The 15,913-nt window shown below is 64.9% G+C and carries 16 protein-coding genes; 10 read left to right on the top strand and 6 right to left on the bottom strand.

What is annotated here, in order from left to right; all coding sequences use genetic code 11:
* Both dcuS and M1D78_RS19635 read left to right on the top strand, forming a co-directional pair.
* On the top strand, window positions 1-1,596 hold the full coding sequence (gene dcuS, locus M1D78_RS19640) for a DcuS/MalK family sensor histidine kinase (RefSeq protein ID WP_437421628.1): 1,596 nt from the start codon (window positions 1-3) through the stop codon (window positions 1,594-1,596).
* Window positions 1,593-2,318, top strand: coding sequence for a response regulator (locus M1D78_RS19635; RefSeq protein WP_437421627.1), 726 nt, complete (start codon window positions 1,593-1,595; stop codon window positions 2,316-2,318). The genes dcuS and M1D78_RS19635 overlap by 4 nt, the downstream gene beginning before the upstream one ends.
* On the opposite strand, the gene M1D78_RS19630 is transcribed toward M1D78_RS19635, so the two are convergent.
* The 5 genes from M1D78_RS19630 to M1D78_RS19610 all read right to left on the bottom strand — a co-directional run bounded on the left by M1D78_RS19630 (window position 2,312) and on the right by M1D78_RS19610 (window position 7,425).
* Window positions 2,312-3,337, bottom strand: coding sequence for a serine hydrolase domain-containing protein (locus M1D78_RS19630; RefSeq protein ID WP_437421626.1), 1,026 nt, complete (start codon window positions 3,335-3,337; stop codon window positions 2,312-2,314). The two genes, M1D78_RS19635 and M1D78_RS19630, sit on opposite strands and share 7 nt — an antisense overlap.
* An 80-nt stretch (window positions 3,338-3,417) precedes the next feature.
* The gene (locus M1D78_RS19625) at window positions 3,418-3,861 is read right to left on the bottom strand and encodes a DUF2147 domain-containing protein (RefSeq protein ID WP_437421625.1); all 444 of its coding nucleotides are present in this window, start codon (window positions 3,859-3,861) and stop codon (window positions 3,418-3,420) included.
* A 98-nt stretch (window positions 3,862-3,959) separates the two neighbouring features.
* Entirely contained in the window at window positions 3,960-4,895 is a 936-nt protein-coding gene (locus M1D78_RS19620) for an alpha/beta hydrolase (RefSeq protein WP_437421624.1), read from the bottom strand.
* Window positions 4,892-5,203, bottom strand: coding sequence for a DUF2218 domain-containing protein (locus M1D78_RS19615; protein WP_437421623.1), 312 nt, complete (start codon window positions 5,201-5,203; stop codon window positions 4,892-4,894). Before M1D78_RS19615 ends, M1D78_RS19620 begins: the two co-directional genes overlap by 4 nt.
* Before the next feature lie 56 nt (window positions 5,204-5,259).
* On the bottom strand, window positions 5,260-7,425 hold the full coding sequence (locus tag M1D78_RS19610) for a TonB-dependent siderophore receptor (RefSeq protein ID WP_437421622.1): 2,166 nt from the start codon (window positions 7,423-7,425) through the stop codon (window positions 5,260-5,262).
* A 173-nt stretch (window positions 7,426-7,598) separates the two neighbouring features.
* Here M1D78_RS19610 and M1D78_RS19605 point away from each other — a divergent pair, with 173 nt between their 5' ends.
* Both M1D78_RS19605 and M1D78_RS19600 read left to right on the top strand, forming a co-directional pair.
* Entirely contained in the window at window positions 7,599-8,567 is a 969-nt protein-coding gene (locus M1D78_RS19605) for a helix-turn-helix transcriptional regulator (RefSeq protein ID WP_437421621.1), read from the top strand.
* Window positions 8,568-8,718: 151 nt separating this feature from the next.
* Window positions 8,719-9,537 carry an HDOD domain-containing protein gene (locus tag M1D78_RS19600; RefSeq protein WP_437421620.1) on the top strand — a complete coding sequence of 273 codons (819 nt, stop codon included), beginning with the start codon at window positions 8,719-8,721 and terminating at the stop codon, window positions 9,535-9,537.
* A 58-nt stretch (window positions 9,538-9,595) separates the two neighbouring features.
* Here the strand turns inward: M1D78_RS19600 and M1D78_RS19595 are convergent, their stop codons facing one another.
* A complete protein-coding gene (locus M1D78_RS19595) occupies window positions 9,596-10,495 on the bottom strand; it encodes a LysR substrate-binding domain-containing protein (protein WP_437421619.1) in 900 nt (299 codons plus the stop codon).
* Between the two features lie 119 nt (window positions 10,496-10,614).
* Between M1D78_RS19595 and M1D78_RS19590 the strand changes: the two genes are divergently transcribed.
* The 6 genes from M1D78_RS19590 to M1D78_RS19565 all read left to right on the top strand — a co-directional run bounded on the left by M1D78_RS19590 (window position 10,615) and on the right by M1D78_RS19565 (window position 15,912).
* Complete coding sequence (locus M1D78_RS19590; protein WP_437421618.1) at window positions 10,615-11,595, top strand: Bug family tripartite tricarboxylate transporter substrate binding protein; 981 nt, start codon at window positions 10,615-10,617, stop codon at window positions 11,593-11,595.
* Between the two features lie 93 nt (window positions 11,596-11,688).
* Window positions 11,689-12,138, top strand: coding sequence for a tripartite tricarboxylate transporter TctB family protein (locus M1D78_RS19585; protein ID WP_437421617.1), 450 nt, complete (start codon window positions 11,689-11,691; stop codon window positions 12,136-12,138).
* Window positions 12,139-12,140: 2 nt separating this feature from the next.
* Window positions 12,141-13,646 carry a tripartite tricarboxylate transporter permease gene (locus tag M1D78_RS19580; RefSeq protein ID WP_437421616.1) on the top strand — a complete coding sequence of 502 codons (1,506 nt, stop codon included), beginning with the start codon at window positions 12,141-12,143 and terminating at the stop codon, window positions 13,644-13,646.
* Window positions 13,647-13,721: 75 nt separating this feature from the next.
* Window positions 13,722-14,492: a substrate-binding domain-containing protein gene (locus M1D78_RS19575; protein ID WP_437421615.1), complete on the top strand. Its 771-nt coding sequence runs from the start codon at window positions 13,722-13,724 to the stop codon at window positions 14,490-14,492.
* A gap of 72 nt (window positions 14,493-14,564) precedes the next feature.
* Window positions 14,565-14,888 (top strand): hypothetical protein, encoded by a 324-nt coding sequence (locus M1D78_RS19570; RefSeq protein ID WP_437421614.1) that lies wholly within the window; start codon window positions 14,565-14,567, stop codon window positions 14,886-14,888.
* Window positions 14,889-15,147: 259 nt separating this feature from the next.
* Window positions 15,148-15,912, top strand: coding sequence for a substrate-binding periplasmic protein (locus tag M1D78_RS19565; RefSeq protein ID WP_437421613.1), 765 nt, complete (start codon window positions 15,148-15,150; stop codon window positions 15,910-15,912).
* Window position 15,913: the final 1 nt, after the last annotated feature.

The following is a 15,913-nucleotide window of genomic DNA, read 5'->3' as shown; positions in this document are numbered from 1 at the left end:
TTGCGCTTGCGCCTCAACACCCTGATCTCGCTGCTGGTCGCCGTCATGGTGGTGCTGGCGCTCGCGCTTGCGCTCTGGCTGTTCAACGTCCAGCTGCGCGCCACGCTCGAAGAAGGCCAGACCTTGCGCGTGACCAACCTTGCGCAGACGGTGGCCCTGCGCGCCGACGTGCAGCGCGCCCTGACCGAGCCGTCTACCGGTGCACGGTTGCAGCAGGCGATCGACCCTTTGCGCCAGCGCCTCGGGGTCGACTTCATCGTGGTCATGGACCTGGATTCCAAGCGTCTTACCCATCCCGACCCTGCGCGCATCGGGCGGGCGTTCCGGGGCGATGATGAGGGCCCAGCACTGGCCGGCGAGACCTACGCGTCGCGCGCGGCCGGCAGCCTGGGCACGAGCATCCGCGGTTTCGCCCCGGTGTTCGATCAGCAGGGCGTAGTAGTCGGCGCGGTCTCGGTCGGCGTGACCCTGGCCTCGCTGGGCGAGTTGCTCGCCGAGCATCGCCGCGATGTGGTCCTTGGTGTGCTCGCGCTGATGATATTTGCGGCCTTCGCCGCGCACCTGCTGGCGCGCTACATCAAGCGTGTGCTGCTGGGGCTCGAGCCCTACGAGATCACCCGGCTGGTCGAAGAGCGCCAGGCGATGCTGGCCTCGGTACGCGAAGGGGTGCTGGCCGTGGATGACCAGGCGCGTATCACGCTGGCCAATCCCGCTGCCGAACGCCTGCTCGCGAGCACCGGCCTGGGCACGCCGCCGCTGGGGCGGCCCATCGCTGAATACCTGCCAAACAGCGGCTTGCCTGAAGTGCTTAGCAGCGCTACCGAGCAGCGCGACCGGGAATTCAGCCTCAACGGCCTCGCCATCCTCGCCAACCGTGCACCAATCCGCCACGAAGGGCGGGTCATCGGTGCCATTGCCACTTTTCGCGACAAGAGCGAGGTCAATGCCCTGGCCGAGCAGCTGACCGGCGTGAGCCGCTACGCCGAGGCCCTGCGTGCCGCAACCCACGAGTTCAAGAACAAGCTGCACGTATTGCTGGGCCTTGCCCAGATGGGCGACCTCGATGCGCTGCGCCTTTATCTGCGGGATCTCGCTGACCATCAGTTGGCCCCGGCCACCGCGTTGGTTGAGGGCATCGGCGAGCCGGTCCTGGCGGGTTTCCTGTTGGGCAAACAGAGCGAAGCGCGTGAGCGCGGCATCCTGTTTCAAGTGGTTGTCGAACACCCGGTGCCGGCTGCCGCGCCCGATCAGGTGCATGGCCTGGTGACCGTGCTCGGCAACCTGCTGGAGAATGCTTTCGAAGCTGTGGCCGAGCGCGACGAGCGCCGCGTCAGCCTGACGCTGGACCACGACGAGGCGCTGCTCTCGCTGCATGTGCAGGACAGCGGCGCCGGGATCGAAGCAGCAGTGCGTGAGCAGATCTTCGAGCGCGGCGTGTCCACCAAGGGTGCTCAGCGGGGCATTGGCCTGGCCGCCGTGCAGGAGCAGGTCGAGGCCTGGGGCGGCAGCCTGGCGGTGTATTCCGAGGCCGGACGTGGCAGCCTGTTCGAGGTCGAATTGCCCTACCGGAGCGCCGCGGGAGCCATCCAATCATGAAAGCAGCCATGCGCGTGCTGATCGTCGAAGACGACCCGATGGTCATGCGCCTGAACGTCGATTACCTGTCGCGCCTCGAGGGTGTCGAACTGGTCGGCCAGTGCGACAACGTGGCGTCGGCGCTCGAGTATCTGGCGCAGGCGTCCGTGGACCTGGTATTGCTCGACATCTACCTGCGCAACCGTTCGGGGCTTGAGGTGCTGCGCCAGTTGCGTGCCGAGGACCGCAACACCGACGCCGTGCTGATCACCGCGGCTTCCGAAATCGACACGGTGCGCGCCGCGCAGCGGCTCGGGGCGCGTGATTACCTTGTCAAACCCTTCAGCTTCGAGCGTTTCCGAGATGCCATCGAAGCCTGCCGCCGCGCTCGCGAAGGCTTGTCTCGGATGCCGGACCAGCTTGCTCAGAGCGACATCGATCGCGTCTTCGGCCAGGCTCCGCTCGACGAAACCCGCCGCCCCGGCGACCTGCCCAAAGGCCTTACGCCGGCCTCACTGGCGCAGGTCGCGCAGGCGATCCTGGCGCTTGACGAAGACGGCTTCACCAGCGAGACGCTGCTGCATGCAACTGGCATGTCGCGGGTCTCGGTGCGCAAGTACCTGAAGCATCTGAGCGATGCGCGGGTGCTGGAGGAATCCTTTCATTACGGCCAGATCGGCCGCCCCTCGTTCCGCTACCGCTGCCTGGATCGCGCGGCGCTGGTGCGGCTGGCCAGTCAATAACGCTCTACCGCCTCGATGATCTGCCCGAGCAGCCGATGCAGGGCGTCGCGATGGCCCATGGCGCCGCCTGACGGTTGACGGGTGTCGGAGGTCATCACCACCGTCATGTCCAGCCCGGGCACGACATAGACCATTTGGCCGCCATAGCCCCAGCCGTAGCGCACGGGCTGGCCGCTCAACTCGGTAATGAACCAGCCGTAGCCATAGCCGTGGCCCGTGTAGCGTGAGCGGGTGCGGGGCGTCCAGGAGGTTTCGATCCACGCTTCGGTGAGCAGCCGCTCCCCGGCAGCGTTGAGCCCGCCACGCCGGTAAAGCTCGCCGAAGGCCAGCAGCGAGCGCGGCGTCATCGCCATTTCGTTGCCGCCGAGGTAGATGCCTTGCGGGTCGCGTGTCCAGGCGCTGATGGCGAAGCCGTCGAGCGGCGCCAGCCATTGCCGCGCCAATTGGAGCGTCGAGCGCCCGGCTTTCCGCGTGAGGATCGCCGAAAGCAGGTGGCTGGAACCGGTGGAGTAGATCATCGGTCCGCCGGGATCGCCTTCGAACGGCCGAGCCAGCGCCGCGCGAACCCAGTTGCGGCTCGCCACCCAAGCGCCGTAGTGGCGCCCGGAGGTGGAACCGAGCCCGGCTTGCATGCTGAGCAGGTGGCCGACGGTGACCGCTCGCAGGCGTGGGTCCGGGTTGCTGGGCAGTTCGGCTTCCAGCAGCTCGGCGATCGGCTGATCGACGCTCTGGATGACGCCCTTGTCGATGGCGATGCCGACCAAGGCCGAGATCACCGATTTCGAAGCGGACTTGATGTTGGTCGGCGCGGTGACGCGATGGCCATGAAAGCCGCGCTCGAGCACCGTTTCGCCGCGGCGGGCGATGATCAGCGTCTGTAGCGGCGCCAGCCGTTCAGCCTGGTCGACCACCGCCTGCAGGTGCGCCTCGGCAGCCGCCAGCGAGCCGGAAAACAAGACGAGTGCCAGCGGCAGCAGGTGGCGCAGCGTGGAGGATCGGAAGAAAAGGGTCGAGGCCATAGCGCTTCGACCCCGGTGCTACACGGCCGTGCAGTCGGCGTTTCGCTGCATGCGCTCGCGACTGTGCAGCGGGCCGGTGATTACTGGCGAATCCAGGTCTGGGTGCGGCCCAACGCCTCGATGCCAATGTAGCCACGTACCTCCAGCTTGTTACCACCCTCGAGCAGCTTGGCCTTCGCGCGGTACGTTTTGCCCTTCGAGGGGTCGAGGATGGTGCCGTCGTTCCAGGTTTGCTCGCCATCCGGCTTCAGGTCCCAGAGGATGGTCATGCCGGTGATGGGCTGGTTCTTGCGCTCGCCTTCGCATTCGGTGCACAGCGGATTCGGGCCATGGTCCGACTGCAGAATTTGCGCGACCTTGCCGCTCAGGGTGCCATCGTCAGCCTGCTGGATTTCGACGATCGACTTGGGCTTGCCCGTTTCGTCATCGATGGTCTGCCAGCGCCCGGCGGGCGAATCGGCGGCGAAACCCAACGAGCTGAAAGCCAGGGGGAGGGCGAACATGAGGGCTTGAAGCGTGCGCATGGTATCTCCAGCAAATTAAGGGCCGCGACGACTCTACCACTGGCGCCCGCTGCGGCGATGCCACGAATGCCTGACCGGCCGGTTCTCATCCGCCGCTGTCAGTCGTCTTCTACCGGGCGTGCCATGCGGCCGACGACCGTGGCCAACTCCAGCGCTTCGATGGCGCTATGGAAGCTATTGGTGCCGTGGTTGGCATCGGGGTTGAGCACGAAGCGGACGTCCAGGCCCGGCACCGTGCTCAGGCGCTCGGTCAGGTCACGCGCGTGTCCGATCATCCGCCGCTCGGCCATGTGCTGCTGGCGTGGGTCGGTCAGTGGGTCGTCCACGGGCGGCTCTTCCGCACTGCCGGCCGTGACCAGCAAGCGTGCGGCGAGGCGCCGCTCGGCGGCGTGGCGTTCGAAGCCGGCCAGCGTACGGTCGATGTAGCCCTTGTACCACCAGATCGACGGGCTGGCCGCGACGTAACCCTGAAAGGTCTGTGGCTGGTTGAGCAGCGTATAGAGCGTGAACAGGCCGCCGTAGGAGTGACCGAACAACGTCTGCGCCTGTGCGTTGACCGGGTAGCGCCCGGAGATCAGCGGCTTGAGCTCGGTTTGGATGAAAGCGAGGAAGTCCTCGGCGCCACCCGCCGGCGGCGGCTCACGGCCGGGCAGGCGTTGACGGTCCTCCGCGTCGGGGGTGTAGTCCTCGGCGCGCGCCTTGAATTGATAAAGCGCTTCGCCCGGGTAGCCGATGCCGACCACCAGCACGGAGTCGCGCAGGTTCGGGTCGGGGCGGTCTTCCAAGGCTTGGGCCTGGATTGCCAGGCCGGGGAACAGGGCATTGCCGTCGAGCACGTAGAGCACTGGATAGCCACCCGGTGGCGGCGCCTGGCGCGGCTCGGCGATGTAGATACGGTAGTCGCGGTCCGTGCGCTGCGAGTGGATGTCGTGCTGCACCGCGTGCGGCAGCTGGACCGGCTGCCAGGCGTCATCGGCCGTGGCGTGGGCGGCGAGGCCGACGCAGGCGAGCAGGGCCACGAGCGAGCGCATCATGCGTCCGCCGCGCGCGTGGGGAGCGGCCCGTCCCGCCAATCGATCTGCAGCGCCTCTTCCCCGGAGAAGCGGTAGACGTGATCGGCGAGCACGAAGCGCAGGCGCTTTTGCGCCTCGTCGGTCTCGGCCTGGCAGTCGATCACGAGCTGATCTTCCGTGGCGTGCATGTCGCATTGCCCAAAGGCGAAGCTGCAGTGCGCGTCGGATCCGGTAATGGTGACGTCGGCCTTATGAGCGAAGTGCTTGCACAGCCGCGTCATGTTGCGCAGGGCGCGCGGCGTGGGCACCTGGGCATGGAACTGGGGCATGGGTATCTCCATGACGGGGCCGTCGGCACCCCATCGAGGGCCGACGGCCAGGTGGATCAGAACGCGTAGCGGGCGCCGACGGTAAAGCTGCGCGACGGGCCGTAGAAGTTGAAGGTGCCGACGCTGCCGACGCGCGAATAGTACTTGCGGTCGAGCAGGTTGTTGGCGTCGAGCGTTGCGGTCAGCTTGTCGGTTATCGGGTAGGACAGTTTGGCATCGACCACCGCGTAGCCGGGCGCGCTCAGGGTGATGTCGTTGCGGGTGACGGAGAAGTCGCTCATGGCCGTGACGCCACCACCGATGCCCAGGCCGTTCAGCGCGCCGCCATCAAGGGTGTAAGTGGTCCACAGCGAGGCCTGGTGGCGCGGCATCAGGGTGAAGATCGCGTTCTCGTCGCCCGACAACGTCTCGGTCTTCATGTAGGTGTAGCCGGCCAGCAGTTCCCACTGCGGAGTCAGGTAGCCGCTGACCTCGAATTCGCCCCCGCGGATTCGGGTTTTGCCGGCTGCAACATAGTCGATGGTGGAGGACTGGCCGTCGGCGTCGGTGGCGCGGTTCTTGTCGGTCATCTGAAAAGCGGTCACGCGGGCGTTGAGGTCGCCGCCGAAGTAGCTGCCCTTGATGCCCAGTTCGTACTGCTCGCCTTCGCGCGGATCGATGACCCGGCCATCGGCGCCGACCTCGGTCTGTGGCTTGAATACCTGGGAGTAGCTGGCATACAGCGCATGCCTGTCGTCCAGGTCGTAGACCAAGCCGCCGTACGGTGTAACGCGGCCGTTATCTTCGGATTGCCCGCTATTGACGCTGCCATTGGTCAGGCTGGTCGTGGTGCTTTCGCCCTCGTAGCGGCTCAGCCGCGCGCCACCGATGAGTGCCAGGCGCTCGACTGGGCGGAAGGTCAGCTTGGCGTAGAGGCCGGTTTCCTTTTCATCGGAGTCGACGCGGGTGCTGTAGGCCATGTCCGGTTCGGCGAACCGGCCCGGGTCGTAGGTGGCGACATCGATGTTGCCCAGCACCTGGCTGCCGTTGACGTACTTGCCGTCGTAGTGCTTGTAGTCGGTGCCGATGACAAACTCGCTGACCTGGCCGAGCAACTCGAACGGCTGGCTGTAGCTGGCGTCGATCGACAGGGTGTCCTGCTCGGTCTCGCGGCCGATGGCCACGGCTCGCGAAGTGCCCGTCGCGCTGACGCCGGTGCTGGTGTAGCTGTACAGGTAATCGGTGTCGCGCTTGGACCCACGAACGGCGACGCGGCCATAGCCGCCATTGTCGAAGCGGTGGGTCAGCTCGGCGATGACATCGGTGGTACGGCCGTTGAAGTCGTTCCAGTCCGAGCCGTAGAAGGATGAGCGGCTGTAGCTAAGCAGGTTGCCTTCGGCGTCGGTTGGGTAGCCGTTATGCGGAACGATGTCCTTTGTCTGGTGGATCAGCCCGAAGGACATGACCGTGGCGTCGGTCAGGTCGATGTCCAGGGCGCCGTAGAAGCTTTCGCTTGTATTGGCGTTGTAGTCGACCTCGCCATTGGTGTCGGCACGGGAGATAACGGTACGGCCGCGGATACGGCCTTGCTCGTCCAGCGGGCCCGAGAGATCGGCTTCGAGGTAGTTCGTGTCCCAGCTGCCGTAGCGGCCGGTGACGCTGCCTTGGAATACCTCGGTCGGGCGCTTGCGCACCATGTTGACGATGCCGCCCAGTTCGCTGGTGCTGTTGAACAGCCCAGACGGGCCACGCATCACCTCAACGCGGTCGAACGGCGACAGCGACGGCACGGTGCCGTTGATGCTGGCCATGGGTGCCGGCAGGCCGTCGATATTGAACTCGTCGTATTCGTAGCCGCGGGCGTAGATGGAGGAGCGGCCGCTGTCGTTGGTCAGGGTGCGCAGGCCCGTGGAGTATTTGGCCAGGTCGTCGAGGTTCACGAATTGGCGGTCGCGGATGTAGTCGCTGGTATAGACGCTGATCGACTGCGGGATATCGCGTAGCTCGGCGGGCGTCTTGGTCCCGACGGTGGCGGCCGGCACGGTGTAGCCGCCGCTCTGCTCGGAGGGCGGCATGTCGTAGAGGCGGTTGCCCTCGACAGTGATGCTTTCCAGCTGGACGGGTTCGTCAGCGTCCGCCACGCCTTGCGCTAATGCGCTGAGCGGGAAGGGCGCGAGAAGGCTCACGAGCAGCAGGGGGCGGGCGTGCTGGCCTAGGCGTGATGTGCGGAGGATTCTGTCCATGGGCGGCTCCTGGCGCAGCGGCGAGAACGCGGTTGGCAAGCGTTCCTGTCGCTTAATGATAATGATTTGCATCAAAAGATGTCGGCGCGTAGTCTGCCAGCGTCCGCTTGGCGAAACCTTTGCGTTAGCCAACATTTGCTTTGCGATCCATCGCGTTCGAGGCGCAGCACTGCATGAACCAACCTGATCACATCATCCGTGGCGATGAACTGCCGGCGGCAAGCCGCACGGGGCTTCGCCTGCCTAACAACAACGACGACGATCGATTGTTTTACGGTCGGGTGAAATGGGCGCATCTGCGCGACGGTTTGTCGCTGCACTGGGCCGATTGCGAGGAGCTGCAGGATTTCGTTACGGAGAACACCGTTGGGCCGCGGCTGTCGTTCGTGCTGTTCCTGCAGGGGCAGAGTCAGGTTCATTACGGCGATCTGTCGCTGACGCTCGGGCAGGCGACTGGCCGCCGCGCGCCGGAGGGCGTTGCGGTGTCGATGAACGAGCCGGTGCTGTTTCGCCGTCAGGCGCGGCGCGGCAGCCACATCCGCAAGTTGGTGGTGAGTTTGACACCGGAATGGTTCCAGGGCCGCGGCGAAAGCGGTTGCGCCAGTGACGGTGCGCTACGCCGATTCATGGACAGTCATCTCGCGCCACGCATCTGGAAGCCCTCGCCGCGGCTGCTGTCGCTGGCGGACCAAATGCTCAATCCACCGCGCTACGATGCGTTGCTCGCCGGCCTGTACCTGGAAAGCCGAGCACTGGACATCGCTTGCGAGGCCCTGGTCAGCCTCGGCGATGGCTCCACGGTTGAGCAAGGGCTGCGGCCGCAGGCATTCCGACGGCTGCAAAAACTTGTCGAGCGGCTCGACAGCGGCGAGGCAGACGGTTGGACACTCGATCAGATCGCGCGGGAGGTCGGCGTTAACGCGACGACGCTGCAGCGCGAGTTCCGGCAGTTCAAAGGGATGACCATCTTCGAATACCAGCGAGCGAGGCGCCTGCAGTCGGCACGTGAAGCGCTGGAGCGTGAGGGCGCTACCGTCACCGATGCGGCGTGGCGCGCGGGTTACAACAGTGCGGCTAATTTCGCCACGGCGTTCAAGCGCCAGTTCGGCATCAGCCCGCGGCAGGTGCGCGCCCGGATTTGAACGGCTGCGCCCTTTTTGCCCAACGGAGTGGAGGCGAGGGGGATTCCGACGAAAGGCAGCTCCGCGCATGACCGGCCGTCTGCTGACGCTGAAGAAAGGCAGATGTAACCCGATGTGTTTGGGGACGTCATTCCACCAGGAGCCCGCCCCCATGCAACTCGACGATCTGTTCGCCAATCTTCACCAGCTTCCCAACGTACCCAAGGTCGCCCAAGACCTGATCCAGCAATTCGACAACCCGAACACCTCCGTCGAGTCCGTCGCTCGCAACATTGCCTGCGACCCGGTGATTTCCGCGCGCGTACTGCGCCTGGCGAACTCGTCGCGCTTTCGCGGCGCGCGCGAGTCGACCAGCATCGAGGATGCGGCCATGCGCTTGGGCTTCAACACCCTGCGCACCCTGGTGCTGGCCTCAGCGTTCACCTCGGCATTCAAGCTGCACGCCGGCTTCGATCTCAAGGCGTTCTGGTACCACAGCTTTCTTGTCGCCAGCATCAGCCGGCTGCTGGCCAAGCAGGTGGGAGCCGACGTCGAAACCGCCTTTACCTGCGGCATGTTGCACGACATCGGCGAGCTGCTGATCCAGACCGGCGCGCCGCACCTGGCCGAATCCCTCGAAGGCGGTGCCACCTCCAGCCCGGGTCGCGCTGCCAACGAGACCCTGCAGCTCGGCTTCGGCTACCCGGAAGTGGGCGCCGAGCTGGCACGCCGCTGGCAATTGCCGAAGGTGCTGCAGGAGGCCATCGCCTACCAGGCCCGACCGCTGCAGGCGCCCAACGGCAGCACGCTGCCCTATGTCGTCGCGCAGAGCGTCGCCCTGGCGCAGGCGCTGCAGGCGAGCAACGGTGACATCGGCCTCGCACTTGAATCCGTCAGGGGGCCGCTGGCCGACAGCATGGACCGCACGGCGCTGAACAAGTCCCTGCCAGGCGCTATCGAGACGGCAAAGGCCTTCGTCGAGATGGTCTGACCAGCGAGGTGTCGCACGGCAGACAGGAAAGCGCCCTCGTGACGCTTTGCGTTTGATCTTATTCGGCCACGACCGTACCCAGCAGACGTTCCAGCAGCGGGGAAGTCGTCTGCTCGCCGGTGCGGTGCGCCAGCAGCAGGCGGCTGGCGGCGTCCTGTGTATCCAGGGGGCGGTAGACCACTCCGGGGATGCCCGTCCGTGCGTAGATGTCCGGCAGGATGGACACGCCCATGCCGGCAGCTACCAGGCCGAGGATGGTGGTGCCTTCGCGCACCTCGTGTTGCAGGCGCGGGGCGAAGCCGGCGCGGCTTGCCAGCGCGCTGACATGCTCGAAGAGGCCACAACCCAGTCCTCGCGGGAAGAGGATGAAAGGCGCATCGGCCAGGGCCCCGACGGCAACCGGCGACTGGCTGTCCCGCGCCAGAGGATGGTGTGCCGGCAGTACCGCCACCAGTCGATCCTTCCAGAGTTCATGCACGGTGATGCCCGCTGGCGGCGCGAACAGCATGGAGGGGCGCAGAAAGCCGACGTCCAGAGTCTTGTCTGCCAGGGCGCGTAGCTGTTCCGCCGTGGACAGGTGCGTCAGCAGCGTTCTGACCCCAGGATGTTGCGTCTGGTAGCGGCTGAGCATCGCCGGAAAAGCGTCGTACATGGGAACCGACGCCGTAAAGCCAATGCGGATGGCACCCAGGTCGCCGCGCACGGCCTGCCGAACCACATCGCCCGCGTGATCGAGCTGCGCCAGAGCGCGTCGTGCCTCGTCGAGCAGCAGCTGCCCCGCCTGCGTCAGCTCCACCCGTCGATTGGTGCGCTTGAGCAGGGGCGCGCCAAGCTCGTCCTCCATCGCCTTTATTTGCATGCTCAGCGGCGGCTGGCTGATGTGTAGACGTCTCGCGGCCGCGCTGAAGCTCAGCTCTTCGGCCACGGCGACGAAATAGCGAAGCTGTCGGAAATCCATTTATATGCTCATCGAATAAGTCGAGCCTGAAAAATGTATTGGACCCTATCAATTCGGGTCGCCCATGCTTTTTAGCACGGGGCGCACGTTCCGTCCCGCGTATAGGGAGAAAAATAACAATGCCAAATACCGTGAAAACCGTTCGCTTTCTTTCTCGCTCGCTCGCGGCTGCGCTACTGAGTGCCGCAGCGAGTATCGCGCCAACCTTCGCGGCGGAGCCGGTGCATATCGTCGTGCCCTACGCCGCTGGCGGTGGCGTGGACATCGTCACTCGCATGGTCAGCCCGAAGATGGAGGAGTCGCTCGGTACGTCGATCATTGTCGAGAATCGCCCCGGCGCGGCGACAAACATTGGCTCGGCCGCCGTGGCCACCGCGAAGCCGGACGGCACCATGCTGCTCACCGCTTCAAACACGCTGGCAAGCAATGCGGCGCTATATTCGAACCTGAGCTTCGATCCGGCGAAGGATTTCGTCACCATCGGCCAGATCGGTTACGCGCCGCTTGTCGTGGTGGTGCCGCAGGATTCGCCCTACCAGACTCTCGATGAGCTGATCGAAGCCGGCCGCAAGGATCCGGAAGCACTGACCTACGCCTCGGCCGGCAATGGCAGCTCGGGCCACATGGCAAGCGAGTTGCTCAAGCAGGACGGCGGCTTCGAGGCGCTGCACATTCCTTACAAGGGCGGTTCGCCCGCGATCACCGACCTGATTGGCGGACGGATTTCGTTCATGTCGATCAATCCCACCGAAGTTGTCGGCCACATCAAGGCGGGCAAGCTGCGCGCCCTGGCCGTGCTCGACGACAAGCCGAACGCCCTGCTGCCAGACCTGCCGACGGTGACTTCGCTGGGTCACCCCAACAGCACGGCCGCCGTCTGGTGGGGGCTGGTCGGTCCCAAGGGCATTCCCGTCGAGACCATCGCGCAACAGAACGCCGCGCTGCAGGCCGCCTTGAAGGACGATGCGACGCGCAAACGTCTCGATGAACTGGGCGTGGTCATCGCCTCCGGCTCGCCGGAGGAATTCCAGCAGTTCGTGGAAGCCGAGCGAGACAAGTGGACCGCTGTCATCAAGAAGGCCGGCATCCGCGCGGATTGACCGTCCTGCGGTCGGCCCGTGATGGGCTGGCCGCTGCCATGGCCAGCCGGTCTTCGACCGCTGCGCCCCTCGATGCGAACAGACGAGGCTCCGATGAATCTGCTTTCCAACCGGCGGCAGCTGGCCTCCAGCGGCCTGGTCCTGCTGATCGGGCTGGGCACTCTGCTTGGCTCGCTGAATTATGACGCCGGCTCATCCGCCCGGATGGGCCCTGGCTATTTCCCGATGGTGCTCGGGGCGCTGCTGCTGTTCATCGGCGCGCTGCTGCTGGTAACGCCTGGTACCCAAGAAGATGAAGACACCGGGCCGCCGCAGTATCGGGGTTGGGCCTGTGTAATCGGCGGCATGCTTGCCTTCATCGTGCTGGGCGCCTATGCCGGGCTGGTCCCGGCGACCTTCGCCCTGATCTTCATTTCGGCCCTGGGCGATCGCGACAATTCGCCCCGAGCCGCCGCCGTGCTCGCCCTGTGCATGACGGTCATCGCGGTACTGGTGTTCGCCTACGGGCTGCAGATCCAGTTCCCCTTGCTGCGCGGGTTTTGAGCATGGACATTCTCCAGAGTCTGTTGGGCGGCTTCGGCGTCGCGCTGCAACCCACCAATCTGCTGTACTGCTTCATCGGCGTGTTCATTGGCAACCTGCTGGGTGTGCTGCCCGGTATCGGGGCGCTGGCGGCGATTTCGATGTTGCTGCCGATCACCTACACGCTGGACCCGACCGGCGCACTGATGATGCTCGCCGGCCTTTACTACGGCGCCCAGTATGGCGGCGCGACTACCTCGATCCTGCTGAACTTGCCGGGTGTGGCCTCGCACGCCGTGACCTGTCTCGACGGCCACCCCATGGCCAAGCAGGGCAGGGCAGGGCAGGCCCTGCTGACGGCGATGCTCGCTTCTTTCCTCGGCGCATCCTTCGGCATCGTGCTGATGACGCTGTTCTCGCCCTACCTGGCGCAGGTTGCCTTCGAATTCGGTCCGGCCGAATACTTCGGCCTGATGTTGCTCGGCCTGATCGCGGCGTCGACGCTCTCCAGCGGCTCGCCGCTCAAGGGGATCGCCAGCGTTCTGATTGGCCTGGTGTTCGGTCTGGTGGGCACCGACGTCAATTCCGGCGTGATGCGCTTTACGCTCGGTCTGGAGCATCTGAGTGACGGTATCGCGCTGGTTGCCCTGGCCATGGGGCTATTCGGTATCGCCGACGTGCTGCGCGGCGTGAACCGAATCGGCACGGGCGAAGCGGTGGGCGGAAAAATGTCGATGCGTCTGTCCGGTGCCGAGGTGAAGCAGGCGGCGTTGCCAGTGGTGCGCGGGGCAGGGATCGGCTCGTTCTTCGGCACCCTGCCGGGCACCGGGTCGGCAGTGGCCTCGTTCATTTCCTACGCGGTGGAAAAGAAGCTGGCACGCGACCCATCACGCTTCGGCAAGGGCGCCATCGAAGGTGTGGCAGGCCCGGAGTCCTGTAACAACGCGGCGGCGCAGACGGCCTTCATTCCGACCATGACGCTGGGTATTCCGGGCGACGCGACCATGGCGCTCATGCTCGGCGCATTGATGATCCACAACATCCAGCCCGGCCCACAGCTCATCAGTGAGCACCCGGATGTGTTCTGGGGCCTGATTGCCAGCTTCTGGGTCGGCAACCTGCTCTTGCTGGTACTGAACATCCCGCTCGTCGGTATCTGGACGCGCCTGCTTTCGGTGCCGTACCGCATCGTCTTCCCCTGCGTGCTGTTCTTCATTTCCATCGGCGTGTACAGCACACACAACAGCCTCTTCGATGTCGGCGTGGTGCTGGCGATCGGTTTGTTCGGCTACCTGGCCGTGCGACTCGGCTTCCAGCCCGCGCCGATCCTGCTGGGCTACGTGCTCGGGCCGATGGTGGAAGAGAACTTCCGTCGCGCCATGCTGTTGTCGCGTGGCGACCCGCTGACCTTTTTCGAAAGGCCCATCAGTGCAACCTGCCTGGCCATCACCTTCCTGTTGCTGGCCTGGATCGGCGCCAAGCAACTTCGTCGCCGGACCCGGCGGACGCCGCTGCCCGACCAGGCCTGACGGGCCTCGTGCCTTCCCAGCCCTGCGCGTCGAGCGCGGGGCGAGCCTCCACAACAACAACCACAGGAGCTCATCATGCCCCGCTTTGCCAAGCCGTTCGTTGCCGCTGCCGTGCTGTCGCTACTGCCTTGTCTCACCTACGCCGAGGAGATCAGGGTGATGATCTCCGGTGGGTTCCATGCCCCGCACCAGCAACTCTCGCCTCGTTATGCCGCGCATGAGGGCGACACGATTACCACCGTACGCGGCCCGTCGATGGGCGCGTCCGAACAATCCATTCCCAACCGACTCGCACGTGGCGAACCGGCCGATTTAGTGATCATGGTGGGCTATGCCCTCGACAAGCTGATCGAACAGGGCGTCGTGCGACCAGAATCCCGCGTGGAACTGGCCGATTCGCGGATCGGTGCGGTCGTACGGGACGGTGCGCCCGTTCCTCGGATCGACACCGAGGCGCAACTGCGAGCGGCCTTGCTTCAAGCCGACTCGGTGGCTTATTCGGACAGTGCGAGCGGCGACTATATCGAACGCGAGCTGTTCAAACGGCTTGGTATCGAGGCGCAAATGCAAGGCAAAGGGCACCGCGTACGAAACAAGCCGGTGGCGACCGCGGTGGCCGATGGCGACTACGCACTGGGTTTCCAGCAGGTCAGCGAGTTGCTGGCCGAGCCACGTGCTCATTTCATTGGCAAAATTCCCGAGTCGCTGCAATCGGTGACGCGTTTTGCCGGTGGCGTGGTGAACAGGGCCGAGCACCCGCAGAAGGCGCAGGCGCTATTGGATTATCTGGGTTCGGAGCAGGCACTCGAGACGGTCAAGGCAACGGGCCTCGAAAAGCCGCAGTAAAGTGCGGCTAGCTTGTTCGGTTTCCTTCCTCGCGTCATGCTCGCCGTCTTATCCGAACACGGGAGTGTTGCCATGACGCAGGGAAGATTGGTTGTAGTGCTGCTAGGCCTGTTGGCCACGCAGGCGCAAGCGGGGTTTCAGAAGGATCGGGATGCATTCGACACGCGCCAGGCCGAACTGGATCAGCGCTGCGAGGCCGCTCGGGAGGTCAAGCTGGCACCGCTGCGCGAGGCGGCGTTCGAAGATTGCATGAGGAGTACGCGCAACAGCCGAGCCGATACCGAATGCCAGCGCAAGACAGTTGGCGAAAATGGCAACCGTGCCGGCGGTACGCCTCGCTTCTACGATCTGCCCGCGTGTGTCGAAGCCTTCGAGCACAAGCGTCAGCGCCCCTGAGTCGTTCTGGCCGGCAACGCCCCATCGTGCCAGGGTGCCTTTCCCCTCCTTTCAACCCGTGCGCGAGGTGCCACCGGTACCGCCGGCGTGCCTGAAGACATGCCGTACGTCGGACTGCGGCGAAAGCGGCCGCACCGGGTTCAAGTCCGCATAGGTGGCGCCGAAAAAAGACTGATGAAGCAAATCCGGAGGATGGCAGTATGGTGGCCGGTATCCAGGTTGCACGCCCGGGTTTCGACAAACCCCTCGAGGTTGCCCCATGAGTTCTCGCCTGCTCCGCCGTCTGAGCGTCGCCCTGGCCCTGCTGGCCTCGACGGGCTATGCCACCTTGGCATCCGCCCACACCATCACGGTGGTGACCGAGGAGTTGCCGCCGTACAACATGACGGTCGATGGCAAATTGACCGGTATGGCGACCGAGATTGTAGAGGCGACGCTTGCAGAGGCCGGGGTGCAGGCAACCATTCGCGCGATGCCTTGGGCACGGGCGTATGACCTTGCGCTTCATGGCGAGAACGTTCTGATCTATTCCATCGCTCGCACTCCCGAGCGCGAGGCCTTATTCAAGTGGGTCGGACCCTTCTTCGAAATGAAGATGCACTTGTTCTCGTTACCCGGTACCGACTACCACCTCAAAACACTCGACGACGCTCGCCAGTATCAGATCGCCACCGTGAAAGACGATGTCGGTGAGCAGTACCTGATCGCTCACGGTTTCGCGATCGGCAAGAATCTCCAGTCGAGCAATAAATACGAGCACAACTACGCCAAGCTCAAGGAAGGGCGTGTCCAGCTGTGGATTTCCAATGACCTGAACGCTCACTGGCTCGTTCGGCAGGGCACTGGCGACCCGGAACAGCGGGCCGTGCCGCAACTGGCTGTTGACCTCGGCGGGCAACGGAATTCATTGGGAATGGCCTTCAGCCGCCAGACGGATGATGTGTTGGTGCAACGGATGAGCCAAGCGCTCGAACGAGTGCGGGCTGATGGCCGCTACGAAGCAATCATGCGCAGGTGGCAGTGAC

It is taken from the genome of Pseudomonas sp. SA195 (assembly GCF_054131565.1).
The sequence above is the reverse complement of the archived record's forward strand: the minus strand, read 5'-3'. Positions and strand labels throughout refer to the sequence as shown.